The 25582-nt window shown below is 46.5% G+C and carries 25 protein-coding genes; 10 read left to right on the forward strand and 15 right to left on the reverse strand.

The annotated features are described in order from the left end of the window. Window positions 1-62: 62 nt before the first annotated feature. Entirely contained in the window at window positions 63-878 is an 816-nt protein-coding gene (gene lipL, locus D2910_RS12320; RefSeq protein WP_084244162.1) for an octanoyl-[GcvH]:protein N-octanoyltransferase, read from the reverse strand. 174 nt (window positions 879-1052) lie between these two features. Between lipL and hemQ the strand changes: the two genes are divergently transcribed. After that, window positions 1053-1802, forward strand: a complete 750-nt coding sequence (gene hemQ, locus D2910_RS12325) for a hydrogen peroxide-dependent heme synthase (RefSeq protein WP_084244160.1) — start codon at window positions 1053-1055, stop codon at window positions 1800-1802. Between the two features lie 563 nt (window positions 1803-2365). Then, window positions 2366-3397: a beta-carotene 15,15'-monooxygenase gene (locus D2910_RS12330; protein ID WP_117313692.1), complete on the forward strand. Its 1032-nt coding sequence runs from the start codon at window positions 2366-2368 to the stop codon at window positions 3395-3397. Between the two features lie 74 nt (window positions 3398-3471). On the opposite strand, the gene D2910_RS12335 is transcribed toward D2910_RS12330, so the two are convergent. Genes D2910_RS12335 through D2910_RS12350 form a run of 4 tightly spaced genes read right to left on the reverse strand, consistent with a single transcriptional unit; the run spans window position 3472 to window position 5602 of the window. Next, a complete protein-coding gene (locus tag D2910_RS12335) occupies window positions 3472-3849 on the reverse strand; it encodes a DUF423 domain-containing protein (RefSeq protein WP_117313693.1) in 378 nt (125 codons plus the stop codon). 19 nt (window positions 3850-3868) lie between these two features. After that, on the reverse strand, window positions 3869-4132 hold the full coding sequence (locus D2910_RS12340) for a YwdI family protein (protein ID WP_117313694.1): 264 nt from the start codon (window positions 4130-4132) through the stop codon (window positions 3869-3871). A 60-nt stretch (window positions 4133-4192) separates the two neighbouring features. Beyond that, entirely contained in the window at window positions 4193-4867 is a 675-nt protein-coding gene (locus D2910_RS12345) for a uracil-DNA glycosylase (RefSeq protein ID WP_117313695.1), read from the reverse strand. Between the two features lie 12 nt (window positions 4868-4879). After that, on the reverse strand, window positions 4880-5602 hold the full coding sequence (locus D2910_RS12350; RefSeq protein ID WP_117313696.1) for a DUF4230 domain-containing protein: 723 nt from the start codon (window positions 5600-5602) through the stop codon (window positions 4880-4882). 72 nt (window positions 5603-5674) lie between these two features. Between D2910_RS12350 and D2910_RS12355 the strand changes: the two genes are divergently transcribed. Both D2910_RS12355 and thiD read left to right on the forward strand, forming a co-directional pair. Then, window positions 5675-5929 (forward strand): hypothetical protein, encoded by a 255-nt coding sequence (locus D2910_RS12355; protein WP_117313697.1) that lies wholly within the window; start codon window positions 5675-5677, stop codon window positions 5927-5929. A 63-nt stretch (window positions 5930-5992) separates the two neighbouring features. After that, window positions 5993-6826, forward strand: a complete 834-nt coding sequence (gene thiD, locus D2910_RS12360) for a bifunctional hydroxymethylpyrimidine kinase/phosphomethylpyrimidine kinase (protein WP_101801388.1) — start codon at window positions 5993-5995, stop codon at window positions 6824-6826. 54 nt (window positions 6827-6880) lie between these two features. Here thiD and D2910_RS12365 read toward each other — a convergent pair whose 3' ends face one another. Beyond that, entirely contained in the window at window positions 6881-7765 is an 885-nt protein-coding gene (locus D2910_RS12365; protein WP_165850183.1) for a GNAT family N-acetyltransferase, read from the reverse strand. 196 nt (window positions 7766-7961) lie between these two features. On the opposite strand from D2910_RS12365, the gene D2910_RS12370 reads away from it, so the two are divergent. Together D2910_RS12370 and D2910_RS12375 are read left to right on the forward strand one after the other, a co-directional pair. Further along, window positions 7962-8285 carry a PadR family transcriptional regulator gene (locus tag D2910_RS12370; RefSeq protein ID WP_084244142.1) on the forward strand — a complete coding sequence of 108 codons (324 nt, stop codon included), beginning with the start codon at window positions 7962-7964 and terminating at the stop codon, window positions 8283-8285. Continuing rightward, window positions 8286-9047, forward strand: coding sequence for an HAAS domain-containing protein (locus D2910_RS12375; RefSeq protein WP_117313699.1), 762 nt, complete (start codon window positions 8286-8288; stop codon window positions 9045-9047). Window positions 9048-9073: 26 nt separating this feature from the next. Here the strand turns inward: D2910_RS12375 and D2910_RS12380 are convergent, their stop codons facing one another. Then, the gene (locus tag D2910_RS12380; RefSeq protein ID WP_117313700.1) at window positions 9074-10093 is read right to left on the reverse strand and encodes an ABC transporter permease; all 1020 of its coding nucleotides are present in this window, start codon (window positions 10091-10093) and stop codon (window positions 9074-9076) included. After that, window positions 10094-10957, reverse strand: coding sequence for an ABC transporter permease subunit (locus D2910_RS12385; protein WP_144235654.1), 864 nt, complete (start codon window positions 10955-10957; stop codon window positions 10094-10096). Between the two features lie 140 nt (window positions 10958-11097). Between D2910_RS12385 and D2910_RS12390 the strand changes: the two genes are divergently transcribed. The 3 genes from D2910_RS12390 to D2910_RS12400 all read left to right on the forward strand — a co-directional run bounded on the left by D2910_RS12390 (window position 11098) and on the right by D2910_RS12400 (window position 13977). Continuing rightward, complete coding sequence (locus tag D2910_RS12390; protein ID WP_084244136.1) at window positions 11098-11448, forward strand: YojF family protein; 351 nt, start codon at window positions 11098-11100, stop codon at window positions 11446-11448. A 12-nt stretch (window positions 11449-11460) separates the two neighbouring features. After that, the gene (gene bshB2, locus D2910_RS12395; protein WP_117313702.1) at window positions 11461-12150 is read left to right on the forward strand and encodes a bacillithiol biosynthesis deacetylase BshB2; all 690 of its coding nucleotides are present in this window, start codon (window positions 11461-11463) and stop codon (window positions 12148-12150) included. 459 nt (window positions 12151-12609) lie between these two features. Then, the gene (locus D2910_RS12400; RefSeq protein WP_117313703.1) at window positions 12610-13977 is read left to right on the forward strand and encodes a YjiH family protein; all 1368 of its coding nucleotides are present in this window, start codon (window positions 12610-12612) and stop codon (window positions 13975-13977) included. A 47-nt stretch (window positions 13978-14024) separates the two neighbouring features. On the opposite strand, the gene D2910_RS12405 is transcribed toward D2910_RS12400, so the two are convergent. Continuing rightward, window positions 14025-14969, reverse strand: a complete 945-nt coding sequence (locus D2910_RS12405; protein WP_117313704.1) for an L-threonine 3-dehydrogenase — start codon at window positions 14967-14969, stop codon at window positions 14025-14027. Between the two features lie 233 nt (window positions 14970-15202). Here D2910_RS12405 and D2910_RS12410 point away from each other — a divergent pair, with 233 nt between their 5' ends. Then, window positions 15203-15835, forward strand: a complete 633-nt coding sequence (locus D2910_RS12410; protein WP_117313705.1) for a hypothetical protein — start codon at window positions 15203-15205, stop codon at window positions 15833-15835. 39 nt (window positions 15836-15874) lie between these two features. Here the strand turns inward: D2910_RS12410 and D2910_RS12415 are convergent, their stop codons facing one another. The 6 genes from D2910_RS12415 to D2910_RS12440 form a co-directional block, all read right to left on the reverse strand. Next, entirely contained in the window at window positions 15875-17065 is a 1191-nt protein-coding gene (locus tag D2910_RS12415; protein WP_117313706.1) for a glycine C-acetyltransferase, read from the reverse strand. Window positions 17066-17159: 94 nt separating this feature from the next. Then, a complete protein-coding gene (locus tag D2910_RS12420; protein WP_117313707.1) occupies window positions 17160-19280 on the reverse strand; it encodes an immune inhibitor A domain-containing protein in 2121 nt (706 codons plus the stop codon). 395 nt (window positions 19281-19675) lie between these two features. After that, window positions 19676-22846, reverse strand: a complete 3171-nt coding sequence (locus D2910_RS16945; protein WP_165850184.1) for a hypothetical protein — start codon at window positions 22844-22846, stop codon at window positions 19676-19678. A gap of 167 nt (window positions 22847-23013) precedes the next feature. Then, on the reverse strand, window positions 23014-24147 hold the full coding sequence (locus tag D2910_RS12430; RefSeq protein WP_117313708.1) for a bifunctional cystathionine gamma-lyase/homocysteine desulfhydrase: 1134 nt from the start codon (window positions 24145-24147) through the stop codon (window positions 23014-23016). Beyond that, window positions 24147-25079, reverse strand: coding sequence for a PLP-dependent cysteine synthase family protein (locus tag D2910_RS12435; RefSeq protein WP_117313709.1), 933 nt, complete (start codon window positions 25077-25079; stop codon window positions 24147-24149). Before D2910_RS12435 ends, D2910_RS12430 begins: the two co-directional genes overlap by 1 nt. An 11-nt stretch (window positions 25080-25090) precedes the next feature. Next, complete coding sequence (locus D2910_RS12440; RefSeq protein ID WP_179135739.1) at window positions 25091-25564, reverse strand: S-ribosylhomocysteine lyase; 474 nt, start codon at window positions 25562-25564, stop codon at window positions 25091-25093. Window positions 25565-25582: the final 18 nt, after the last annotated feature.

Raw genomic sequence — 25582 nt, forward strand, 5'->3', positions numbered from 1 at the left:
GAAGCGGCATGCAAAGGCAGCTTCTTTATTAAAATCAGTTTACATCAGTCTGCTTCAACCATTCAACTCGTGCTCAGCATTTTCGCATTGCGCTCAACTACACGCTCAAGGTAATAACCGTAGCGCTCGGTTTCTTCCGGCTGGAGCGGTTTCATCTCCGGTTTTTCTAGCAGGTTATACAGATCGACTACCACTTCTGCTACGGTGATATTGCGGCCGAGCAGCTCACTGAGTGAAGCCATGGTTTCAGGCTGGATGGAAGGATAAGCGAATTTCGTTTCTTCTCCTTTTAATCCCTTTTCATAAAAATCACGGATCAGTTCCGCACGTTCAGAACCGCTGCCTTCGACACAAAGATAGACTTGAACGGCGATGCCTTTGCGGATGCGGCGCTGGGAGATTCCTGCAAATTTCCGGCCGCCGATGCTGAGGTCATATGAGCCCGGGCAATAGGAGCCCACGATTTCATAAGCATCGATTTCCGCTTCCGGGAACAGCAGCCGGACAAGATCGAGCATCATTTCATAGCCTTCCGGAATGTCGATGGCGCTTTCCTTTTCAGACAACACGACAGAAATATTCAATACACCTTCGTCGAGAACCACCGCGAGTCCGCCTGAATTCCGGACAATCGGGTTGTAGCCCCGCTCTTTCAGCAATTCGATTCCTTCATTGATATGCGGCAGCCGGTGGTCCTGGATACCGAGTACGACGGTATTGTCATGGACCCATGTACGGATCGCCGGGACGCTTGCACCGGAGCCGACCAATTCACATAATAAATCGTCCGCCGCAAATGATTCGAGCGCGGATCTGTTTTTTGCGCTCAGGGACTGGTCCCAGAAACGCCATTCTTTTTGATCTGTAAATGACGGCATGATTTTTCTCCTCTTCAAAGCTGTTGCTTGGTTTCATTTTACATTACAGCCTGTCCTGTGAAAAGGAACGATGGTCATGTCAAATTGGTGACAGCCATTTCTTTTGAAGGAACTTGCAGGATGGGTATGATAAACTGGTTTTGAGAGATTTTAGATTAGAAGGAGTGTTTACAGATGAATGAAGCAGCAATCACTTTAGACGGCTGGTACGTCCTCCACGATTTCCGTTCGATGGATTGGGTATCATGGAAAATGCTTGAGGAAGACGAACGCCAATTCGCGATCGACGAATACCAGGCATTCATGGACAAGGTAAACCAGGCCGATGAAAATAAAACCGGCGCACACGCATTGTATTCAATTGTTGGCCAAAAAGCTGACTTGATGCTGATGCTTCTGCGCGAAACGATGGACGAATTGCGTGAGCTTGAAACGGAATACAACAAGCTGACATTGGTAGCTTACACGGTCCCGACATACTCTTACGTATCTGTTGTGGAACTTTCGAATTACCTTGCAGGTAAATCAGATGAAGATCCATACCAGAACCCGCATGTCCGTGCGCGTTTGTATCCGGAGCTTCAGCGTTCGCAGTACATCTGCTTCTACCCGATGGACAAGCGCCGCGACGGCGATGACAACTGGTACATGCTGCCGATGGACGAGCGCAAAGATTTGATGCTGTCACACGGCAAAATCGGCCGCAGCTACGCAGGCAAAGTAAAACAGATCATCTCCGGCTCTGTCGGCTTTGACGATTACGAATGGGGCGTAACTCTGTTCGCAGATGACGTTCTTCAATTCAAGAAACTGATCTACGAAATGCGCTTTGACGAAGTCAGCGCACGTTACGCTGAATTCGGTTCGTTCTACGTCGGCACGCGCCTTGATAAAGAAAGAATCGTTAAGTTTTTGGAAGTTTAAATTGTTCGATGAAGCAAGCCGCCTTTTTTGGCGGCTTTTTTCGTGGGGGTTTATTTTTGAGGAGGGCGGCGGAGATTTTTTCGTGAAAATTAAACAGAAATTTTCTGACCGCACCTCATAATGAGATTTCCGCACCTTCTAGCCGATTTTCCGCACCTCAAATGTCTTTTTCCGCACCTCAGAAGCAAATTTCCGCACCTCAATTTGTGCGGCTAAAAATTATGGATTTTATTGGTTAAATTAGCGCTTGAATCTCGGACTTTTCAAGACTGTTTCCACTCAAACACCAAATTTCGCTCTCTCTATTTCCATTTTTCTGGATACACTGTCCGGAAACGACCATATACTGTCCGGAACCATTAATATACTGTCCGCAAATTAAAAATACTGTCCGCAGCGATTCCAATCCAATCCAAACCCCTGATTACCTACAGTTTGCCCCGGCAAACTGCTTAGGTCCGTGAGCGCTGCGCCGCTCACTGCCAACTGTCATTTTTCTGCCATATTCAATTCGTTATTTTCTGACATCTTTCGGTATACTAAAAGAAAAACGGGGTGTTTGTATGTTCGTGATGCGTCAGACAAACTATGCAAAATGGGCTCTCTTTTTCCTTGTACTCGTGTTGGCCAGCAACTTCATCCTTTACCGATCTCCTCTGTCTTCAATGATCATTCCGGAGGAAGCATCTTTGCTGGTCCTTGGCTCACTGCTCGACTTCGCGGTGGTGGCGCCTTTGCTGCTGCTTGCCACATTCCGCCTGACCGCCAAACAGTTTATCGGCTTCGTCGCCGGCGGTTTCATCCTCGCGCGCCTGCTTGTGCCGTCACTCTATTTTGAGCCGTTCGCTGTTTTTTTCTATGTCGGCATTGGTTTGGAGGCACTGGTTTTATTCGCGGAAATTGCACTCCTTGGGCTATTGATCATACATATTCCGAAAATACACCGCTCGATGAAGAACCAGACGGGCAGCCCGCTCTTCACCTTATTCCCGGCAGTTTTCGAAAAAATAAAGCCGAATCCGCTCATCGCCATCATCCTGTCAGAAGCCCTGGCATTCTATTATGCGCTGTTCAGCTGGAAAAAGAAGGCGCCTGAAGGGCCGGCGACGGTGTCGCTCCATAAAGACAGCAGCGTCATCGCGATGAACATCATGCTGATCCATGCAGTGGTGATCGAAACCATCGGCCTCCACTGGTGGTTCCATGAAGAATCCCCGCAGCTGTCGTTGATTCTTTTGATACTTAACATTTATACCGTGGTTTATTTCCTCGGTGAAATCCAGGCAATCCGCTTGAATCCACTGACAATAAAAGACGGCAACCTGAACGTTTCGATCGGACTGAGCAAAAGAATCAGCGTGCCGCTGGAAGCTATCGAATCTGTCCGCTGGGGAGGTAAAGTGGATAATGAGGTTCTCGCGTTCATGGCGAAGGATTTTGAAGAGCCTGTGCCGCAAGTTATCATTGATTTTAAAGCGCCGCAGCAAGCAACACTTTTCTATGGACGAACCAAATCGATTTCGCAAATCGCTTTGAAAGTGGATGATCCGGACAAATTAAGAGCATTATTGGAATCGAACATCGAGCAGACTTGATTGGTTACACTAAACAAATATTTCCCCATCAAAAAAGCTGTCCGCATCTAACCCACGGACAGCTTTTCCAATTCTTATAATGCTTTCATCGCAGCGATGATCAGCATGATCCAGCCAGCTATGAATGCTACACCGCCGATTGGCGTGATGGCACCGAGGATGCTGATGCCAGTCAAACTTAAAACATACAGGCTCCCTGAAAAAATGACGATGCCAGCAAGCATCAGATAACCTGCCCAGCTCAATGATCCCAGTGGACCGAGCAACGCCGAACTCATCAATATGGCAACAGCCACCAGCCCGATTGAATGGAACATCTGGTACTGGACAGCTGTTTGCCAAGTGTCCAAATATTTATCAGCGACGCGGCCTTCCAGCATATGCGCGCCGAATGCGCCGAACGTTACGCTCAGTAATGCGTTGACAGCTCCGGCAATCAAGAAAAATTTCATGCTCTATTCCTCATTCCCATTAAAATTCAAAAAGTGAATCACCGTTCGCTCCGTCTTCTTCCAGTTTCTTTTCAGACAGTACAGGCTGCGGCGCGGGGGACGCTGACAACGGAATCGCGCGCGGTGCCGGGGCAGCGGACTGCTGGTCATCAGTTTCAAGCAGCAGGTCGCATAGCGCACGGATTGCCGCCACAGATTCGCGCATCTTTGCGTAATCGCCTGAACGGGCCTGACGCGCATGCTTTTCAATTTCAGTAATGACACGTTCCTGTCCAATCGCCATTTTAAATCCCCCTTCCTTTTTCATATCGTCCTTTATTTTAACACGCTCGCCTTGAGCACGTCAGTCCAAACAGAAATCAATCGGCTCTTCGCCGCGCTTTTGTAACAGGCTGTTCACTTTTGAGAAAGGCTTGCTGCCGAAAAAGCCGCGGCTTGCACTGAACGGACTCGGATGCGGCGCTTCGATGACATCATGGCGCTCCAAATCGATCAGCCCTTTTTTCGTCTGTGCCGGCTTGCCCCATAAAACGAAGATTACCGGTTCCTTGCGAGCTGACAATTTGCGGATCACTTCATCCGTGAATTCTTCCCAGCCTTTCCCCCGGTGGGAATTGGCGTCCCCTTTCCGAACCGTTAAAACGGTGTTCAGCATCATGACGCCCTGATCGGCCCATTTGGTCAACGTGCCATCAGAAGGCTGTTCGCAACCGATGTCATCGTTCAGTTCCTTAAATATATTGCGCAGACTCGGCGGAATCCTGACGCCGGGTTTGACTGAAAAGCTCAAACCATGCGCCTGCCCCTGACCGTGGTAAGGATCCTGTCCAAGAATGACAACTTTAACGTCTTTGAAAGGCGTATGTTCAAATGCCGACCAGATTTCATCTTGCGGTGGATAAACGGTTTCATTGGCATACTGTTCTTTCAGAAACTCACGAAGTTCTTTGTAATAAGGTTTATCAAATTCCTCCCCGACTACATCCTGCCAATCGTTGGATAAGATTTTTTTTGCCATGACCATCACTCCTTAGTTTTCAAACTCTACCGTTACATCATAGTCCACCAATTGGAACATTTCTTCAACCGACCGCGCTGCATTCGTTTCCGCCAGCTCCAGCACGCCCTGGCCGCGGGTTTCTTCGAGCATCATCTGTTTGGCCTCTTCAGCGAGTTCGTAGGCTTCGGGGAAATCTCTCCCTCCGCTTAACAGACCTTCATTCGTATAAATCTCCACTTTATCCATGAACAACTCAGGACCGCCCAGGAAATCTGCGTTCGGCAATGTCAGCGTCGCGGTTTTCGCTTCTTCATCCACTTCGATATCATCTTCCGTAATTTGCGAGAAATCGATTCCCGCGCGGACAGAGCCAGGGATTACGACAAGCAGCTCGCGTTTCGTCCCTGGAATATCCAATCCGATATCCTGCCCGAATATCTGGTTGTCTTCCCGTTTGATGATGACTTTTGAGTAGGCTTCGGCGGTCGATAGTTCGTTGAGATCCTGCATTCTTTCAAGAAAAGCGCTTTTGCTTTCAGTTGCTGTGCTGCCCTGTGAGATCATCCACCAGGTGCCGAGCGGCAATGCGACCAATAAAAGCAGAGCTATCAGAAGTAATACGAGAAACGAATTACGGAAAACGCCCATCATCACTTTCATTGATTTCCAGAATCCCGATTCTTCGGTCCCTTTTTTGCCTTTCATCTCTTCGAGCAAGCGTTCCATTTCCGTGATTTTCGGATCCTTCGCCAATTAACATCCCTCTTTCTATTTTTTTTCAGCTGATTGTCGTGTTACGATATTTCTATAAAAGGAGCGTTGCCCATGGCTGAATGGCTTAATAAAATCAAAACCGTTTCCTCAACCAAAGGCGAATCTGCGCCTGAAAGCGCAAAAAGCGCAGGTGTTGGCTGTCTTGCTGTCGTAATTGCAATTGCTACCATTTTAACATTCCTGATAGCATTTGGTCTTTTCAGAAGCGGCCACTGGATCATGGGAAGCTTCGCTTTATTGTTTGCGGCAATCGGCGCTCTCACTTCAGTACTGCTGCTATGGCCTCAAAAGCCCAATAGATTGTAAAAGCAGAGCTTTTTGTTAAAATGAAACATAGCAAACATTCTATCTATTAAAGGGGTTATATACATGTCACTCAAAAAGACTTTAACAATTGCAGGATCCGATACATCCGGCGGTGCCGGCATCCAGGCTGACCTCAAAACTTTCCAGGAGCATGGAACATACGGTATGAACGCTTTGACGGTCATCGTCACCATGGACCCGAATAATAATTGGAGCCACGGTGTCCACCCGATTCCGGTTGATACTTTAAAAACGCAAATGACCACTGCTTTTTCCACAGGCATTGACGCGTTGAAAACCGGCATGCTGCCGACTGCTGAAATCATCCAGGCAGCGGGAGAAGCGATTGCCGCTTCCGGCATCAAAGATGTTGTCATCGACCCGGTTATGGCATGCAAAGGCGAAGCGGAAGTCATGTTCCCAGAAAATGTCGATGCCATGATCAAGTATTTATTGCCATACGCAAAAGTCGTTACACCAAACCTTGTCGAAGCTGGCGAATTATCACGCCTTGGCCGGATAAGTACGGTCGAAGAAATGCAGGCGGCCGCTGAAAAAATCCATGAAAACGGCGCTAAATTCGTGGTTGTTAAAGGCGGCAAACAATTGAAGCATGAAAAAGCGGCAGATTTGCTGTACGACGGTGAGAAGCATTATTTGCTGACTGCACCGAAGACAGATACGAACTACAACCACGGCGCAGGCTGTACATTCGCCGCTGCCATCACAGCCAATATCGCTAACGGGCAATCTGTGAAGGATGCCGTATTGAACGCTAAAATTTTCGTCTCGGCTGCCATCGAACATGGCTGGAAGCTGAACGAATACGTTGGCCCCGTCATGCACGGCGCTGCCAATAAATTCCCGAAAACAGAAGTGGAAGTAGTGGAATTGTAATTTCCTGATTTCACACATGAAAAAGGAGGACGCTGAAAAATGCGTCCTCCTTTTTTATTCCTGCAACTCTTTTTTCATAAACACCTGCGAAATATTCTTTTCAAACCCTCTGTCCCGAAGGACCTTATAAGTTGCAGCATTTGCGGTTACCGGAACATTGACCGCTGTCCGGCTGATTGGATCTGCGAAATTTTCAAAGACGCTGTTTAAAAGTGCATTTGTAATTTCTTCCCGCTCCATCTTATCAGGCGCCGTTTCGCATTGATACAGAATTGTTCGGGTATGATTCCCCTGCTCATCGGTCAGTTTCCTGAAAAACGCATAACCGGCGGCTCTCCCTTCATCATTGAAGGCGATCATCCCTTCACCGTCCCGAACGCTTTGCCACTGGGTCTGCCACGGAAAATCACCACGGTAAAATGGCAGCCGTCCGATTTCTTCCGGATCCGCTTTTCGGATATTATATTCTCTTGTGTCACTTGGTACTTTCCTTTCAACCGCGCCGTCCAGCTTCATGAAATGAAGTTCATCCACAATTTCATAACCCAGTTTTTTATATAATTCGATTGCTTTTTCATTGCCTGAGATCGCTTCAAGAGTCGCCACTTCAACATCCTGTTCGTTCAGGATTTGAAGCGTCTTTTCCATTAACAGCTTGCCGACCCCTTTTTTGCGCCAGGACATTGCGACCCCCGTGCCGCCGTTCCAGCCAATTTTTCTGCCTGCTGATTCCCGTGTTCCGTTAAGCACAAGGCCCACAGGTTCCTCGCCGTCGAACGCCACGACGGACAAGTCTCCTGAAAGGCCTTCCTGATCCATTCTCTTTTTAAAAGCTTCGGGTGTTGTCGTCATATCAAAATGATAGCCTTCAAACCCTTTATTCCATGCTTCCACCCCTTGTTCAATCGTGCATTCTGACAACCTTCTGATTTCTACCACGTTCATATCCCCTTTGTTTCGATTCTTTTCATTTTAAATAAATTCGCTGCGATCCTTAAAAGTTCCTTCTTCCAAAACACTATCTTGTTTTACAAAGTAGTTGACTCTGGTTTCGGCGTTATGCTATATTGTATTACAAAGTAGTAACATCACAGCTGAGTATCTTGCTAAACAATATAGCGGAAGAGGTGAAGGAATGTCATCCAGTCAGATGCTTAAAGGAATTCTCGATGGCTGCCTGCTGGCCATTATCAGCAAAGGCGAAACATATGGTTATGAGATGATTGAGAAACTGGAGCTTTACGGCTTCAGGATGGTCAGTGAAGGCAGTATTTATCCCGTACTCCTGAGGCTGCAAAAAGAAGGGTTCGTGAAATCGGTCATGAAAGAATCCCCCAGCGGGCCAAAGCGGAAATATTACACACTCACTCCAAGCGGTGAAAATGAATTTCATGAATTTAAAGAGCGCTGGGAAAGTCTATCTGAATCTGTCAACCGACTGGTAAAGGAGGAAATTTAAATGAGGTTATCAAAAGAAAGTGAAGAATTCATCGCCAACTTGAGGTTGTATTTAATGACTTCAGGAAAAAAAGATTCGGAGATCAAAGACATTGCAGAGGAATTGCGTGCACATCTTGAAGAAGCTGAAAGCCGCGGCAAAAATTTGGACAGTGTTACAGGCGGGTCCCCAGAAGCATATATGAAAAATGTCAGCAGCGAGATGATCACAGATTTTTACGGGCTCATCAAATTCATGCCGATGTTCATCCTTCTGTTAATCGCCTATTTCATCACCGGTTCAGCCATCAGAGGGGAACTGAGCTTCTCGTTATTGAAACTGGCCGCTTTTCCTCTGATCGGAGTGGCAAGCATCGCAGCATATATCGTCACTTTCCGAAAGATGGCAGTGAAAAAATGGTCCAAGAAAAAGGAATTTATCATCTTCATCAGCATTCAATTGATTACGGTCGGATTGATGTCTGCTGTACTGTTACTTGATATCTTCTATTTCGAGCCGTTCTATATCCCATCCAGAGAAGTGATGTGGATCATTGCCGCCCTGGGAGTCCTTATTTTCATTATCGGGGCCATCTGGTCCAAAACTTGGATTACAATCATTCTTCCCCTGTTCTTGTTCGGCCCTGATTTTGTCATGAGTTTTATGGACATTGATGAAATGACTGCTTTGTATGTAAGTATGGGAACTTTCGTAGGCGGTTTCGTCCTGTTTATGCTGTACTTGCTGATCCAAAATAAAAAACAAAACCCTCGCTATTCGTGAGGGTTTTGTTCTGCCTAATTTTCATCTTACTTTTCAGCTTTTATCATTTCCTGCTCTTTGATCCTCACCATATTATTGCGTAGCTGCTCCCGGTTCCATTCGACTGCCGGTTCCTCGACTTTCGCTTTGCGCAATTTTTTAACTTTCGGATTTTTGGAACGCAGATAGCCTTCCATCATCATCGACACGGCGAAAATCGTCAGGCCGATGAAAAGTACCGGGGCAAGCGGAAGCCAAGGGGCACTCTGAAGATAGCGGAAAGTTGATCCGAACAACCCTGCCCATTCATAGGAAATTGACATTGGCGGATCGCCGAACATCGGATCATAGCTGACCTTTGTTCCTCCCAGGAATAATTTCAGAAGACCAAGATGGGCAAAAACGATGAATGTCTCCATGACCTGCTGTCCATATAATACGGCGATTTTTTCCCGCATCTGCGGATACAGATGCTTACGGATGATACGCAACCGTCCGGCTCCGAGCGTTTTCGCCGCCAGGATGAATTCCTTATCACGCAGCAACGCGGCTTCATTGGCAATCAATATAGCAACGATCGGAACCGTCAACAACGCCATAATAACAACTTGAATGCCGATCCGTTCCCAAATGGTATTTGTAAAACCTTCCTGCGGCATCCACAGGACTGGCGTCAAAACAAATGCTGCGAACAGCGTCAGCGGAATATAGTGCATCGAGTCGGCAAGGCTTGAAATCCATTTACGGTGCTTATCCAGATAGGTGCCCAGTATATAACCAAGCGGAACAGCGATCAGCATACGCAATGCTCCTACCGCTAAAGCGGCAAGGATCGTATATTTTGCCCCAAGCATCAGCTTGCCGACAAGGTCATATCCGAATTCATCGGAGCCAAGCGGGAATTGCCAATTCGGCGAGATTGGCGCGCCTTCCACCGCACGCCCGCCTTCCATGATGTAATAAATCTGGCGTGGAACATTACCCCAAATCCATTCATAGACGAAACTGCCTGCAAGGAAGAAGGCGATAATGCTGAACCCAATAACGAAATAAGGCTGTTTCCACATTTATACCTCCCCCTTTCCGCGCATCCGGCGCACAAAATACCATTCGCCGAAGCTATACAAAAAGAACATCGGCAGGAAAAAACTGAATACAGTAACCAGGAACCCGGCTGGGTACATATTATCGCGAAGAAACAGCATGATGCCAGGCAAATTGAACATCAGTTCCAGGATGAAGAGATTCGACAGCATGAACCACATCGTTTTCTTGGACTGGAAAAAGACGCTGATGATGGCATTGCGGAACATGTGGACCAGGACGATATAGACTTTTGAAAAGCCGAGTGCACGGGCAAGGTCCACATACATCTGGCGTTCTTCTTCCTGAAACGTCAGCATCGCCAGACGGTACAATTGGATGGTCGGCAGAATGGCCAGGCACAGCACCGGAAGCCAGTAAATCCGGTCGTCCCCTACTGCGGCTATTTGGGAAATCAGAATTCCTGTCTGCTTGAAAAACAGGACAACCGCCAGCTGAGCCAGCATGATGATCAAAAGGTCTGGAACCGACTCCAGAAAATAGAGAGCCATCTTCACTCTTTCCCGAGCTTTTTCTGAAAGCAGCATCGTAATGATCGTTAACCCTAAAGAAACTATCACTGCCACCAGCAAAGCCAAAAACAGGATCTGCAGTGAGTAAGTTATGTATTCAAAAACATTCGGAAATAATGGCATCGGCCTTTGTGCACGGTAATTGAAAAAAGCGATTTCATTGATCGGCCACAGTTCCTGCAAAGTTGTCTGAATGGATTCGAAATATATCTTCCATCTCCATTCCTTTTGTAGCCAGCCGGCTATCAGAACCGGCAAACTGCTGGCAAGGATAATTCCTCCGACAGCAATAAAAAACTTCAGCAATAATTTCATATGCCCCATCCTCTTTTGTTGGAAAATTCTCTCTTTCATTATTCTACCATTATTTCGGAATCCGTAGAGCTAACTAATCGCAATCTCGGTATTTTTTCCATATACTTAAAAGATACGGATTGTTTGAGGAGGATTTTATCGTGGAATTAGTCGAAGTGAAGAAATTGCAGGTCCAATTGGACGCGTTCGCCGGGAAAGATGTATATCTTCACCTGGAGACCACGAACGGATCTTACGCCAGCCATTTTAATGAAGCATTTTTCAATGCCGGAGCTTTCATCCGCAATGTTGTCATTAATTATGAGTTAGGCAAAGTAGTCGGGGACAGCCCGCACCGTGTCGGCTTGAAACTGCCGCATGGCTGGGTTTACGCGCAAGGCATCACCCATTATGAAATGGATGATCAGGGACGGCTGCTGCTTGCAGGGCATGACGGAACAGGGAAATTGGCGGTTGCGCTGCAGATCAGCGAAACACCGTTCAGTTATTAAGGGGGACTCGAAATGACAATACCAAAAGAGCGACACGTATTGGTGGTGTTCCCTCACCCGGATGATGAAGCGTTCGGTGTGTCCGGAACAATGACTACACATATCAACCAGGGTACGCCGGTTACATATGCCTGCCTCACACTTGGTGAAATGGGTCGGAACTTAGGAAACCCGCCGTTTGCGACTCGGGAGTCACTTCCTGAAATACGCAAAAAAGAATTGAAAGCTTCTGCTGAAGCCATCGGTCTGACCGATTTGCGGATGATGGGGCTGCGTGATAAAACGATTGAATTCGAAGACGACGAAAAAATGGTTGGCATGATGACGGAGCTGATTGAAGAATTGAATCCTTCCCTGATCATCACCTTCTATCCGAAATTCGCAGTCCATCCGGATCATGAAGCGACTGCACGTGCGGTAGTAAGGGCTGTTCGCCGGATGAAAGACCGTCCGAAACTCCATTGCGTGGCATTTGCCAATAACACACTTGAAGTTCTGGGCAATCCGGACATCGTTTACGATATTACACCTGTCAGAGACCATAAGATGGCGTCCATGAAAGCGCACATTTCACAAACAGCCTGGATGCTTGAAGAGATGGAACACAAACTGGCGCAAGGTGATACCGAAACTGAAAATTGGCTCACGAAAGAGCGATTCTATAATTACCGCTGGGAAGATGATTTCGAATCGTCTTTCTGAGTAATTTGCACCCTTATTTTCTTAATTGAAAATAAGGGTGTTTTTTTTTTCGCTTCTACAATAGTATGGACTTATGAGTTTATTAAATCTTTGCAATCAGAATAGCTGTGTCCAGACTCCAGCGCCCAGCTCTTCGGGTCATAAGCCAGCCCATCTCTGCGGTCAGGACCGCGCCGCTGTTCTGTCTTATGCCTTTCAGAGCTAAACGGGCGCTTGCGCTTTTCTAGTGTCCAGACTCCAGCGCCCAGCTCTTCGAGTCGCTTCAGCCTTGCCGTCAATGGCAAAAAACGCCATTACCGGCAAGGCTTCCAGCGCTTGTCAGGGCTAAACGGGCGCTTGCGCTTTTCTATTGTTATCAGATAAAATAAACAATATTACTGAAAGCGTTCTCGCGGGGAAGAATGCTGTATAATCAGTAGTTATAATGTGTTTTTATGCACAAAGAAAAGGGGAAAATCAATGAAGAAGTTTTCAACATCAACATGGCTCTTATTTTTACTTCCTTCCTTACTTGGTATCCTGCTGTTCCTGATACCTATACCAACCACAAACGCGGATGGAGATACGGAATGGATGGTTACCATCGCAGTGCTGGCCAACTGGCTGGCAGATAACATTGCGTCATTGGTCCCATGGATCATGCTGGTCCTATTATCGATTGCAGCTATCGGGTCATTGGTATACATAACCAAAAAACCGAATACAGATGAAGACGTTCCATTTTTCGACAAGCTGTTCAATGTAAGCCTATTTTGGACCATTACACGTGTTTTGGCCGCCATCTTCGCTTTCATGGTTTTATTCCAGGTGGGGCCAGAAGCAGTGTGGAACGAGAATACAGGCGGACTTCTCCTATCAGGAGACGGATTGTTGTCATTCCTGTTCACAATCTTCCTGTTTGCGGGACTGTTATTGCCGCTATTGATGAATTTTGGACTTCTGGAATTCTTCGGCTCCATGATGGTTAAGATCATGCGTCCGCTATTCCGCTTGCCAGGCCGTTCTTCTATTGACGCTCTTGCTTCGTGGGTTGGAGACGGAACAATCGGCGTACTTTTAACCAGTAAACAGTATGAAGACAATCGTTACACTCAGCGCGAAGCCGCTATTATCGGAACAACATTTTCAGTCGTATCGATCACATTCGCAATTGTCGTAATCGGCGAAATCGGTCTGGCTAGTTATTTCCTTCCGTACTACGGAACTGTAATTCTTGCAGGTATCATCCTTGCATTGATCATGCCGCGCATCTATCCGTTATCCCGCAAACCGACGACGTTCATCGACGGTTCTGAGCAGGAATCCCAAACGGAAGATGTTCCTAAAGGATATAATGTCGTTTCACACGGCATGGAAAAAGCGCTTGAAAAAGCAGATCGCAACCGTTCAATCAGCAAATTCTTTGAAGACGGCTTTAAGAACGTCCTGGATATGTGGATCGGGGTTGCCCCAGTAGTTATGGCATTCGGTACGATCGCTTTGATCCTTGCTGAATATACACAGCTGTTCGTCATCCTTGGTGCACCATTCGTCCCTTACCTGAACTTGCTCGGCATCCCTGAAGCAGCAGATGCGGCACAATTGATGGTGGTCGGATTTGCGGACATGTTCCTTCCGGCGATTCTTGGTTCAGGCATCGAGTCTGAATTGACGCGCTTCGTCGTAGCAGCGCTGTCCGTTACTCAGCTGATCTACTTGTCGGAAGTCGGAGGAATCTTGCTTGGTTCGAAAATCCCGGTCAATATCCTTGATTTGATCATCATTTTCCTTCTTCGCACAATTATCGCATTGCCGATCATTGCCGGAGTTGCCCATCTTTTATTCTAATGAAATCAAAAAATGCCATCCGCGATTGCGGATGGCATTTTTTCGATTCAGGCATTTTGTAATTTCGCTTTTAATTTCTCCAACATATCCGCTGTCATTGCATCCAGATCATAGGCTGTCTTGAAGCCCCATTCTTTTTTCGCTGCGGATGCATCGATGCTGTCCGGCCAGCTGTCAGCGATGGCCTGACGCGCTGGATCTACATCATAATTCATTTGGAATTCAGGAATGTGCTTGCGGATTGAAGCCGCAATCCCTTCCGGCTCGAAACTCATAGCCGTCACGTTGAACGCATTGCGATGTTCAAGTTTTGCAGGATCCGCTTCCATCAAGTCAACGATTGCCTGAAGGGCATCCGGCATATACATCATATCCATGTATGTGCCTTTATCGATATAGGAAGAATAGCTTCCTTGCTCTAGAGCTTTATAGTAGATATCAACCGCGTAATCAGTCGTTCCGCCGCCGGGCTGAGCCACGTAAGAGATCAATCCCGGGAAACGCACACCGCGGGTATCGACGCCGAACTTCTGGTAATAATAATCGCACAGCAATTCGCCCGCAACTTTATTGACGCCGTACATGGTCGTTGGGCGCTGCAATGTGTCCTGCGGTGTATCCATTTTTGGTGTCGAAGGGCCAAATGCACCGATCGAACTCGGTGTAAAGAATTGCATGCCCAGTTCTCGGGACGCTTCCAAAGCATTGACCAGGCCGCCCATATTCAGATTCCAGGCGAGCAGCGGCTTTTCTTCTGCCGTAGCCGACAATAACGCCGCCATGTGCATCATCGTATCTGCACCGAAATCCTTGGCAAGGTCGTGCATTTTCTGCGCATCGGTTACATCCAGGATTTCAAATGGGCCGCTTGTATCAGTAGAAGGACGGATATCCGTAGCCAACACGTTTTCAACTCCGTATATTCCACGCAATTTCCCGGTCAATTCCGACCCGATTTGTCCCAAAGCACCCGTAATCATAATTCGTTTCATTTTATAAGCTCCTCTCGAATAAAACATATGTCCTCTGCAAAAACACAATAAAACCCTTAAAAACATTGATTTAACAGTATTCACTATACCGCCATTATAAATTGTTCCCTTAAAAAACACAACGACTTTAGAGATGTCCAGCCGTAAATGTTTTTTGCTATACTGTTAGAAAGCCTGTATGGAGCGTGTTTCAGTTTAAGTTGGATTATTTTATTTTTCAGTGGAGGTGGATAATGAAGTCATTGCGATTGTTAGTGCTTTTTCTTCTGGGCATGGGCGTCACCGGTTTTTTATTGTCCATCGATACACCACGCTGGCTCGTATTTGCCGTCGTAATAATTTTCTATCTGATTTTGATGGTGCTCCCGGGAATTTACATTACTTATTTCTCCAACTCACTGCGGCAAATTGAACGTTATGTTCACCGTAATCGGCATAAAGCCATCTTCGCTTTCCCTTATGCGCTTGGACATGGTGATGACCAGGATGTCGAAAGGTCAATCGAACGGATCTTGACGCTGCATAAACAGCAGGTGATGCAGTCAATCTATCGTACTTTGTTGGCGATTTATCGTGGACAGCCTGCGATTGCGGCACAGCATGCGGCAGCGATTGACCGTGAACCATTGCGAAGTTATTATCTTGCCCACATTGCTGCATCTTCCGGAGAATTCCAGCGTGCAGCTGAGCTGAGCAGCCGGATTCAGGAACCTTGGATGAATCATTCGATTGATGCGCTAATTGCTTTTGAAAGCGATGACAGCAACTTTCCTGTCTATGTGGAGAAAAGTGTGAAGGCAGCGCGCGGCATTCAAAAATACACCTTGGAAAAAAGCTTTAATCGGATGAAAAAACCTTTGCCATAGAAAATCGCCCCGCCGGAATTTCCGGCGGGGCGATTTGTATTATTTTATGATGTTAAGTTCTTTGCCAACTTTTTCATAGATGGCAATTGCGTCATCAAGCATTTCTTTTGTATGGGCAGCGGTCGGCATGTTGCGGACGCGGCCTGTGCCTTTTGGAACTGTCGGGAAGACGATGGATTTTGCATAAACGCCTTCTTCGAACAGGCGTTTTGAGAATTCCTGAGTCGTTTTCTCTTCGCCGATGATGCACGGTGTAATCGGCGTTTCGGATTCCCCGATATCAAAGCCGAGTTCTTTCAAGCCTTTTTTCAAGTAATCGCCGTTTTCCCACAGCTTATCATGCAATTCAGTCGAATCGATGATCATCTGGATTGCCGCTGTAATTGCCGCAACGTCACCAGGTGTCACTGCAGTCGAAAACAGGAACGGACGTGAACGGACTTTCAGCCAGTCGATCAGGTTCTGTTTACCGGCTACATAGCCGCCGACAACTCCGACAGCTTTTGATAAAGTACCCATTTGCATGTCGACTTCTTTTTCAAGTCCGAAATGCTTCACAGTTCCTTTACCTTTTCCGGTAACGCCTGAGCCATGCGCATCATCCACATACGTGATCAGGTCGAATTCTTTTGCAATTTCCACGATTTCCGGTAATTTCGCAATATCGCCGTCCATCGAGAAGACACCGTCTGTAATGACCATTACTTTATTGTATTGGCCGGATTCAGTCGCTTCTTTCGCTTTAGCGCGAAGATCTTCCATGTCCGAGTGTTTATAGGCAATGATTTTTGCTTTAGACAAACGGCAGCCGTCGATGATCGACGCATGGTTCAATTGATCCGACAAAATCGCATCGTTTTTATCCATGACAGCGGAAATGGCAGCCATGTTGCAGTTAAATCCTGATTGGTAGGAAATCGCCGCTTCTGTCCCTTTGAATTCAGCCAGTTTTTCTTCCAGCTTCACATGAAGGTCCAATGTTCCGTTGATTGTGCGGACTGCGCCTGCTCCAACACCGTATTTATCAATTGCTTCTTTAGCAATTTTTTTCAAATCTTCGTTTGTTGCCAAACCAAGATAATTATTCGATGACAGGTTGATCAGATCTTTTCCACGCACCTGGATTATCGGTCCGTTCGGTCCTTCAACCGGATCGATTTCATTATATAAACCCTGCTCTTTAAGTTCGTTAAGATTCTCGTTAAGGAAAGCATCCAATTTTTTCGACAAGTTAATCTTCCTTTCGTATACCTGAATTCTTCTACCTTCCTATCATAACGCAATTTTACCCAAAAGAAAAAGCGGACCGCAGTCCGCTTTTCAATCAGTTTTTGCTTTTTCCGTTATTCTTGCCTTTGCCTTTGTTCGGGTTGTCCACTTTGTATTGCACTTCATAAGTGAACTCTTTCGCTTCACGCTGACCTTCTGCAGCTGCGTATGAAGTGATCATTTTCACATTGCCTTCGCGCAATACATTTTGCAGATCCAAAGCTTCTTCTTCCGTTACGTTGAATGGATCAACATGGAATACATGCTGCTGGCCATTTTTCTTCGTTTGGATGAATGTCGTTGTGAAATCGACATACTCACCTTTTAACTGGCCAAGTGACTGGAATGCTTCTGTTGAAGATCCATCAGCAGAGAAATCGCCAAGCTGAACATTTTTGATGAACCAGCCTGTATCGTTGTAGCCCCAGTCCGTCAAGTTACGGAATGAAACCAATACATCTTGTCCAGCGTAAGCTGAAAGGTCGAATGTTTCAGTTGACCAGTCTAATTTATGTCCAGTGAATCCTGGTACATTTTCTTTGATAGTTGGATAGCCTTCTTCAACTACATCTGTACGTGTATTCTCGTTTTCAAGTGAAGTCCAAGTTTCACCGTTGTCAGTGGAAACTTGCACCACTGCATAATCCCATTGCTCTTCGATATCATAGTAATGATCGAAAGTAAGAGTTGGATTTTCAGTTGGAACAGTTGCTCCAAAGATTAGAGCCTGATCAGCCTCGTCACCGTTGTTCGCATGCAAGACTTGCTCAGACGCATCCAGCGGATTTGCTGTTGTGCTCCATTGCAATGGAAGGAAATCTACGCCGTCAAATTCAAGGCCGCGCACATCTTTTCCGAAGTCGAATTCTTTAAAGTCGCCGCCCCATGCCGGAACGCCTTCTTTTTCAAATGTTAATGCTTTTTCGAAATCGACAGTTTTTCCGCGTACGCCATCACCAACTGGAAGTTCGCGCAAGTCGATGCTGTCGAAATTGTAGTCGCTGCTTACGTCAGAGTTGTCCAAAGCCAGTGCTGCCATGAAGTTTTGGTAAACTTCTGTGAACGTTTTGCCTGTGCCGTAATCCTGAAGAACTTTATCTACACTCGCCATACCCTGGCTCGTGCCGTCAGTTGCGAGTTCACGGATAAACTCTTTACCGAATTTATCGTACATATAAAGAGTGAACAGGTAAGTCTGGCCGTAATCTGCGATTGTTTCCGGACCTGTTGCTGCTGTTCCATGCTCATCCCAGTTTACAAGTGAGTTTTCCGGGTGATCCAAATAGAAGTTGATAGATCCTTCACCGTGTCCGTATCCTCCAAGATATTCAGAGAACGTTGACATCCCTTCGTTCAACCAGGTTTCTTCAGATCCATCGTTATCGGCTTGGATCAAATGCTGAAGCTCATGGATTGTTGTCCCGAAGAAAGTATTTTCAAGGCGTGTTTCCCAAGAATTTGTATCGATTGTAATGATGTTGCGGTCTGTATAGTTTTCAAGCGTCTGCCAGAAGAAACCTGCGACAAAGAACGGATATGATGGATTGTTCCAGCCTTCATCCTGCACGTTATCAACGAGCATGATCACTTTATCAGAACCTTCGTAATAGCCTTCCGGAAGCCCAACCATACCAGGCAGCGGTGAGTTCGATCCATCCAAGGAGTCCGGTGTGCCGAAGAATTCCGTTGCTACCGGGTAGATATTGCTGTCAAATTCCGCTTTTAATTTATCCACTTGCGCTTGTGTTACAACATCAGCCGGTTTCGGGTTATTTGGTCCGTAAGCCAAATCATTAGCTACCCAAATTTCCACATTGTCACCCACGCTGCGAAGTGTAAAATCTTTAAATTTCAAATTACGGTTAAGGAATTTCTTTGTTCCACCATCATAAGTAAATGTACTATCTGCTGCTGCCTCTTCGCCTTCACCAGCAGTTTCGTCATCCAAAGCACCAGCTTGCGCTTTGATCTTAGCTTCTGCTTCTTTCTGGAATTCAGCGTCATTTGAAAGCTCGTTCAAACTTTGGTCGATATCGATTCTATCGCCGTAGCGCGCTTCATTCCAGTCGGATGTTGACGGTAAAGCTTCTGTTGGTGCCGCCATGGCCGCCGGCGCCATCAGTGATAGTGTTAAAGCACTTGCTGATAATATTGAAACCCACTTGCTTTTAATCATTCTTTTTTCCCCTTCCAAACTTATCAGAATTTTATTACTTGTGAAAATCTTAACACGTCTGATAATTCAGAAGAATAGGGTATATAGATTATTTCGGTACCCGAATCATTAGGTATATAGTATAGGTATTTTTCCCAAAGATACCTAAATATTACCTACTTACCCATTTATGAATAAATTAAAAAAACCGTCATATAGGTGCAAATCCCACTTTCAGCAATATCCGCTGACAAATATATGCTATCCTTCTGACCGTGCCTATAACAATGATGATGATGGTCGAAAATCTTTCAGTTATTTCAAGCCGACAGTCAGCATATAAACAGTTTTTGATAAAAGTGCTCAATACTATATTCGAAAGCACAAGAAAAAGGACCCCCTCAAGGGCCCTTCTTTCATTCTGCCTCTTCAAATAATTCCTGAAGAATATAATAGGACTGTTTTAAACGCTCTTGCGTTTGCGGCAGAGCCCATTCTTCCCACGAATAAATTCTGGTATCATCAAAGCCCATCGTTTCGGACTCGCCGCCTTCCCTTGCGAGAACAGCAGCCATCTCAATTCCTTCAACCTTCCGGCTCGCTTCGATGCCATCTTTTAAAAGATCTCCTGTAAATTCTTTTTTAGCAGGGTCCTTGGCATTCAGGAGCATCCATGGAATACGGATTTCCAGGACACCGGTTTCAGCTGAATAATAATAGTCATTCAATGAATCGTAGCCTTCATGATCAGGGCTGGCTATACCAAAACGCATTTTGCCTGTTTCGTAATAATCGAACGGCACCACTTCACCTGTATCCGGCCGTGTAAACGCCTTGTTCAAGGCAAGTCGGATGGGATGGAATGTCTCTTCGATATCCGCCTCTGCCGGAATCATGTCCAAGCGGGTATGATAATCATAATAGAAGGTATCATAGTCGCCAGCCACCTGCATGGCCGCCTCTTCCCCTTCGATTGCCAATTCGAAATCCGCCAGGAACTCATCTGCAACGGTGATTCCTTCGTCTTCACGGACACTGAAATATAAACGGAATGCATCTTCTTTCCACCAGTTTTCATCTGGATCGAATTCAGCTTTCACATATACATAACGTTCATCAGAATCCATCGACAGCGAACGCAATGCACCTTCTTCTTTCTCATAGAGCACTGAATCTTCCTGCCAGTCATCTACACCGTCCACCTTCACTTTGTGGCGGTCAAAGCTGAGCAGCCCGAATTGCTGTTCATTTGTCTGTGCGTTCGACCAAAACGGACGTTCATTCGGATTATCGTAATCCATCGTGTTCCAGGTCCGCTTGAACCACTCATCCTGCCATGTAAATACCAGTCCGCCAAGCAGACCTTCCTGCAGAATATCCTCATACAAATGACTGACAATCTCTCCCTGTTCCCGCTCGGAAATAAATCCTTGATTCCAGCCGAACGGGTTTTCATGGGTCATGCCGCGGGATGAAGGAACACCAAACTCAGCGATTAATATCGGCATGTCATGGGATTCGTTCAGATCTCTCAGGTAACCTGCGTAATTATTCCGCTCTCCCCGGTGGTCGATGAATTCGGTATATTTTTCTTCCAGATTAAGAAATTCAGGATAGTATGGATAAACATGATAAGAAGCGAACATTCCCACTTCTTCCAATCCCCCTTTTGTTCGGATGTGGTTTGGATCAACCGTCGCCATATCTTCTTCCTCATCCGGTTCAGCAGGCTGCTCGATATTGTCTGTCGTCACCCAGTTTGTAAAACTGAGCGGCCGCATACTTGAGTAATTATCGTATTCATACACTGCCAGCGTGTCCAATTGCTGGGCAAGCCAATGTTCCATCGGGTTGGCGCCGGCAGTTTCGATGTAAGTACCGGAGAATTCACCGAGATCCGGATAGTTCAGTTCCATTTCGTGGACAGTAGCCGGATACCATTCAATGCCGATCATCCAGCCGATGACATAATCAGATATATCTGCTGTATATGTGCCATAGGAATGTCCCGGTTGCTGTTCAATTTTCGCATCGCCATGGACGACATCCACCACAGTTTTCATTTCCCGCTGGAAAGTTTCCGTAATTTCCGGTGTAAAGGCATCCAATGTTTCTGCAAGCGGACCTTCATCAATCCAGACTCCGTGATATAAATACAATGGTGCTTCCGCTGTTTTATTGTATTCAGCAAATGCTTCATAAAAAGCTGGCGGGTGAATCGTGTATACTCGAATGGCATTGGCGTTCATTTCCCCGATCGCCTCAAACCACCTGTCATACTCGTCCCGTGTAATCGCCGCTTCTCCAGGGAACGTACCAGGTTTGGCCATTCCCATATTGACCCCTTTAACGGTGAAATCCTTCCATTCGCCATCTTCGAACACTTCAAACCTGTCGCCTTCCACTCTTGCCGGATACTGGATGCCTTCTTTCGAAGCGGCAGTCGAAACTTGCTCAGTCTCCTGATTTTCTTTCCCATAACTTTCGGCAAGTATTGTCTGCATGACAGGTACATAGGTCCGCCAGTAAAAACTGTCGGCTCCGTCAAACGCATCTGAAGATAAAAAGGCCTTTACCTTTGCAAGACCGCTATATTGATAGAAAGACGGGACATTTTCCACGTCTACGAAGTCGCCTGCAAAATAATACACATCAGAGCGATTGACCGTGTTTTTCAATATAGCTGGAAAGTTTGCCGGAATCCCTTGCTCCGCGAGAATTCCCTGCCCCTTATCTGATAGCTGCCAATCATATTCCGCAAGAACTTCAGCTCCTTTGGCTTCGTTGATATCGAACCAATAGCCGAAAGCCGGGCTGTCAGACAGCTCAAAAGCCGCTTTTCCCGCCTTCGTAAAACCGACCTGCAGACCTTCTTCCATAATGTCACCCTGTTCTTCGGAAAGAACGACAATTTTGCCGCTTTCATCTTCGACCAGTACAAATCCACCGCCAGTATATTGCCATTCATCGTCTTGTTCATAATTATCGACAATCCAAGCCGGCACTTCTTCACCAGCTGTCAAATCAGGAAAATACCTGCCTGTCCAGCCGCTCCATTCAAGTCCCAGGAATTGTTCCATGTCAGCACTTACAGCCTTTTCTGTAGGTGAAGCCAGTGTGTTGAACTCCACGACCAGGTCACTGCCGGCGTCCATCACACGCTGCTTTACAGCCTGCCATTCATCCATCTGCAAGCCACCGTAAATCAGTTCGGACCTTTCAACTTCACCTTCCCCTTCCTGCCAGGGGAGATCTCCTTTATACACTCCATATGTATCCGCCAGGTAGATCAAGTCGTAATCGGAATCCAAAGTGTTTATTTCATTGATGCGATAATCTGCAGCCTTTTCGTCCGGCATAAAGCCATAATAATCCGAATCAGCCTCGTATACTGTTCCATCTTTTTTCTTATATCCGTCATGGTTCAGCACCCATGACAACCCTTTATGTTCACGATAGTTTTCAACAGGTACAGTTTTGTCTATGATCGCCACTTTTAATTGTTTCTGTTCTTGAGCTGCCCAGATTATCAGTGGCAAAGCGAAAATGGCAATAATAACGATCGCTCCTAGAAGCGTTTTTTTCATGATGTCCCTGCTTTCATGCTTATTTAATTTCCTTTGTCATTATATAACAATAAATAAATGATTTGATAGCAATTTATGTTAGTTTAAATGTTATTTTTTTGAAAAAGCTTTCCATAAGAAAAAACAGCATCCGACAATTCGAATGCTGTTTCCTTCATTTAATGATTTTAGCTTAAAGCCTGTCCCAGATCTTCAATCAGATCTTCAACATCTTCAATACCGACGGAGATCCGAACCAGGCCTTCAACGATGCCAAGCTCTCCGCGGCGATCCACCGGAATCGAAGCATGCGTCATCTGTGCAGGCACCGAGATCAAGCTTTCGACCGCTCCAAGACTTTCCGCTAACGTGAAGTATTTCAGTTTCGCCAGAAGTTCTCCCGCTTTTTCCTTGCTGCCTACATCAAAAGAAATCATGCCGCCAAAGCCGGTGGCCTGTTTTTTCATCAAATCGTGGCCCGGATGGTCAGAGAGCCCCGGGTAAATGACTTTCCCGACAGCGTCATGGCCTTTCAGGAACTCAGCGATTTTCTGCGCGTTGCTGCCCGTTTCTTCCATACGGATGCCGAGTGTTTTCAATCCGCGCATCAAGAGCCATGAATCCTGCGGCCCTAAAATTGCGCCAACCGAATTTTGGACGAAATGCAGTTCAGAAGCCAGTTCCTCTGAATTCACTACAACAAGTCCGGCTACCACATCACTGTGTCCGCCGATGTATTTCGTTGCACTGTGCAAGACGATATCAGCGCCGAGTTTAATCGGGCTCTGCAGATAAGGCGTCATGAACGTGTTATCAACGATCGTCAAGAGATTCTTCGTTTTAGCGAATTTCGCCACTGCTTCAATATCCGTCACTTTCAACAATGGATTTGTCGGTGTCTCGATGAAAATCGCTTTTGTATTTTCTTTGACTGCCGCTTCCACTTCTTCCATGTTTCCAGTATCCACAAAAGTGAATTCCAGCCCGAAACGGTTCAGGACTTTATTCATGACACGGTAGGTTCCGCCATAAACATCATCAGTCAGGATGACGTGGTCTCCAGCTGAGAACAGCATCATGACAGATGAAATAGCCGCCATACCTGAGCCGAATGCAAATCCCGCATGGCCGTATTCAACATCAGCGATCAACTCTTCAAGCGCATGGCGCGTCGGGTTGCCTGTACGTGAATATTCATAGCCTTTGAATTTACCGACTGCTTCCTGTTTATACGTACTTACCTGGTAAATCGGCGTGGAAACGGCGCCTGTGGCTTCGTCCCCAAAAATGCCGCCGTGGATCAATCTCGTTTTGGCTCTCATCAATTTTCCTCCTCGAAGGTTCTGTTATAAACATCCTGGCTCATATAACGTTCGCTGGAATCAGCGAACACCGTAACAATATGGCTTCCGGGTTCAGCGGTTTCGGCCTCTTTTAGTGCTGCAACAAATGCGGCGCCAGAAGAACCCGCCACCAATAAGCCTTCCCGTTTTGCCAATTCCTTGAAAGCGGCAAAAGCTTCACGGTCTGTGATCGTATGGATGGCGTCAAAATAGGAGGCATCCATATAATCCGGCAAAAACTCCATGCCGATGCCTTCTGTCAAATGCGGACCTGATTCACCGCCGTTCAAAATGGAGCCTTCCGGTTCCACGATTACCGTTTTAATAACAGCGTTTTGCGATTTCAAATAGCGGGATGTCCCCATAAACGTGCCGCCGGAACCTGCTCCTGCGACAAAGATATCGATCTTGCCATCGAGCGCTTCCCATAATTCCGGGCCGAGCGTCCGGACATAAGTTTCCGGATTGGCCGGATTCGAAAATTGTGACGGTGAAAAAGCCTGCTCGTCTTTTGCAAGCTGCTGCGCTTTTTCAATGGCGCCTTTCATCCCTTTTTCAGTCGGTGTGTTGATGACTTCCGCGCCAAGTGCGCGCATCAGCCCCTGTTTTTCCTGGCTGAACTTCTCAGGAACGACAAACTTCACTTTATAGCCTTTGCCGATAGCGGCAATAGCTAAGCCGATGCCAGTGTTTCCGGCAGTCGGCTCGATCATGGTGCCGCCGGGCTTCAATACGCCGCGGCGCTCGGCATCTTCTATTAATGAAACACCCAGGCGGTCTTTAACGCTTCCGCCCGGATTCAAATATTCAAGTTTTGCGAAAATCCTGCAATTGTTCGGAATGTCCATATTCGTCAATTCCAACAGAGGCGTATTGCCGATCAATTGCTGGATGCCGGTAGCATACTTCATGTCCATTCCCCTTAGACCGTTTCTTCAGCGAACACCTGGTGCCACTCATCTTTTTTAGCCAGCATTTCACGCGCCAATTCTTTTGCGCCTTCTAAGCTGTGGCTAGCTGCCCAGCCGCACTGTACTTCATTGCAGGCCGGAACTTCGTCTGCTTCAATTACATCTTTCAACGTATTTTCGATGATGTTCAATACATCTTCGTAATCGTCATGGTTGATCAACGACAGGTAATAGCCAGTCTGGCAGCCCATCGGCCCGATGTCGATGATCTGGTCGGAATGGTTGCGGCTGTGTTCCGCCATCATGTGTTCAAGTGAATGAAGGCCGGGCATTTCCATGTGTTCTTTGTTCGGCTGTTTGAAACGGATATCGTATTTGCGGATCGTGTCCCCGTTCGCCCCTGTTTTTTCTCCTGCAAGACGCACGTAAGGTGCAGCAACTTTTGTATGGTCGAGGTTAAAGCTTTCAACGTTCATTTTTTTCAATGGAATCGTCTCCTTCTG

This window comes from Planomicrobium okeanokoites, from assembly GCF_003428875.1.
Lineage (GTDB): Bacteria > Bacillota > Bacilli > Bacillales_A > Planococcaceae > Planococcus > Planococcus okeanokoites.

Excerpts from the sequence above, each read along its gene's own strand:
- lipL (WP_084244162.1), bottom strand. The coding sequence starts at position 878 with ATGCCGTCATTTACAGATCAAAAAGAATGGCGTTTCTGGGACCAGTCC.
- hemQ (WP_084244160.1), top strand. The coding sequence starts at position 1,053 with ATGAATGAAGCAGCAATCACTTTAGACGGCTGGTACGTCCTCCACGAT.
- D2910_RS12330 (WP_117313692.1), top strand. The coding sequence starts at position 2,366 with ATGTTCGTGATGCGTCAGACAAACTATGCAAAATGGGCTCTCTTTTTC.
- D2910_RS12335 (WP_117313693.1), bottom strand. The coding sequence starts at position 3,849 with ATGAAATTTTTCTTGATTGCCGGAGCTGTCAACGCATTACTGAGCGTA.
- D2910_RS12340 (WP_117313694.1), bottom strand. The coding sequence starts at position 4,132 with ATGGCGATTGGACAGGAACGTGTCATTACTGAAATTGAAAAGCATGCG.
- D2910_RS12345 (WP_117313695.1), bottom strand. The coding sequence starts at position 4,867 with ATGGCAAAAAAAATCTTATCCAACGATTGGCAGGATGTAGTCGGGGAG.
- D2910_RS12355 (WP_117313697.1), top strand. The coding sequence starts at position 5,675 with ATGGCTGAATGGCTTAATAAAATCAAAACCGTTTCCTCAACCAAAGGC.
- thiD (WP_101801388.1), top strand. The coding sequence starts at position 5,993 with ATGTCACTCAAAAAGACTTTAACAATTGCAGGATCCGATACATCCGGC.
- D2910_RS12370 (WP_084244142.1), top strand. The coding sequence starts at position 7,962 with ATGTCATCCAGTCAGATGCTTAAAGGAATTCTCGATGGCTGCCTGCTG.
- D2910_RS12375 (WP_117313699.1), top strand. The coding sequence starts at position 8,286 with ATGAGGTTATCAAAAGAAAGTGAAGAATTCATCGCCAACTTGAGGTTG.
- D2910_RS12380 (WP_117313700.1), bottom strand. The coding sequence starts at position 10,093 with ATGTGGAAACAGCCTTATTTCGTTATTGGGTTCAGCATTATCGCCTTC.
- D2910_RS12385 (WP_144235654.1), bottom strand. The coding sequence starts at position 10,957 with ATGAAATTATTGCTGAAGTTTTTTATTGCTGTCGGAGGAATTATCCTT.
- bshB2 (WP_117313702.1), top strand. The coding sequence starts at position 11,461 with ATGACAATACCAAAAGAGCGACACGTATTGGTGGTGTTCCCTCACCCG.
- D2910_RS12400 (WP_117313703.1), top strand. The coding sequence starts at position 12,610 with ATGAAGAAGTTTTCAACATCAACATGGCTCTTATTTTTACTTCCTTCC.
- D2910_RS12405 (WP_117313704.1), bottom strand. The coding sequence starts at position 14,969 with ATGAAACGAATTATGATTACGGGTGCTTTGGGACAAATCGGGTCGGAA.
- D2910_RS12410 (WP_117313705.1), top strand. The coding sequence starts at position 15,203 with ATGAAGTCATTGCGATTGTTAGTGCTTTTTCTTCTGGGCATGGGCGTC.
- D2910_RS12420 (WP_117313707.1), bottom strand. The coding sequence starts at position 19,280 with ATGATTAAAAGCAAGTGGGTTTCAATATTATCAGCAAGTGCTTTAACA.
- D2910_RS16945 (WP_165850184.1), bottom strand. The coding sequence starts at position 22,846 with ATGAAAAAAACGCTTCTAGGAGCGATCGTTATTATTGCCATTTTCGCT.
- D2910_RS12430 (WP_117313708.1), bottom strand. The coding sequence starts at position 24,147 with ATGAGAGCCAAAACGAGATTGATCCACGGCGGCATTTTTGGGGACGAA.
- D2910_RS12435 (WP_117313709.1), bottom strand. The coding sequence starts at position 25,079 with ATGAAGTATGCTACCGGCATCCAGCAATTGATCGGCAATACGCCTCTG.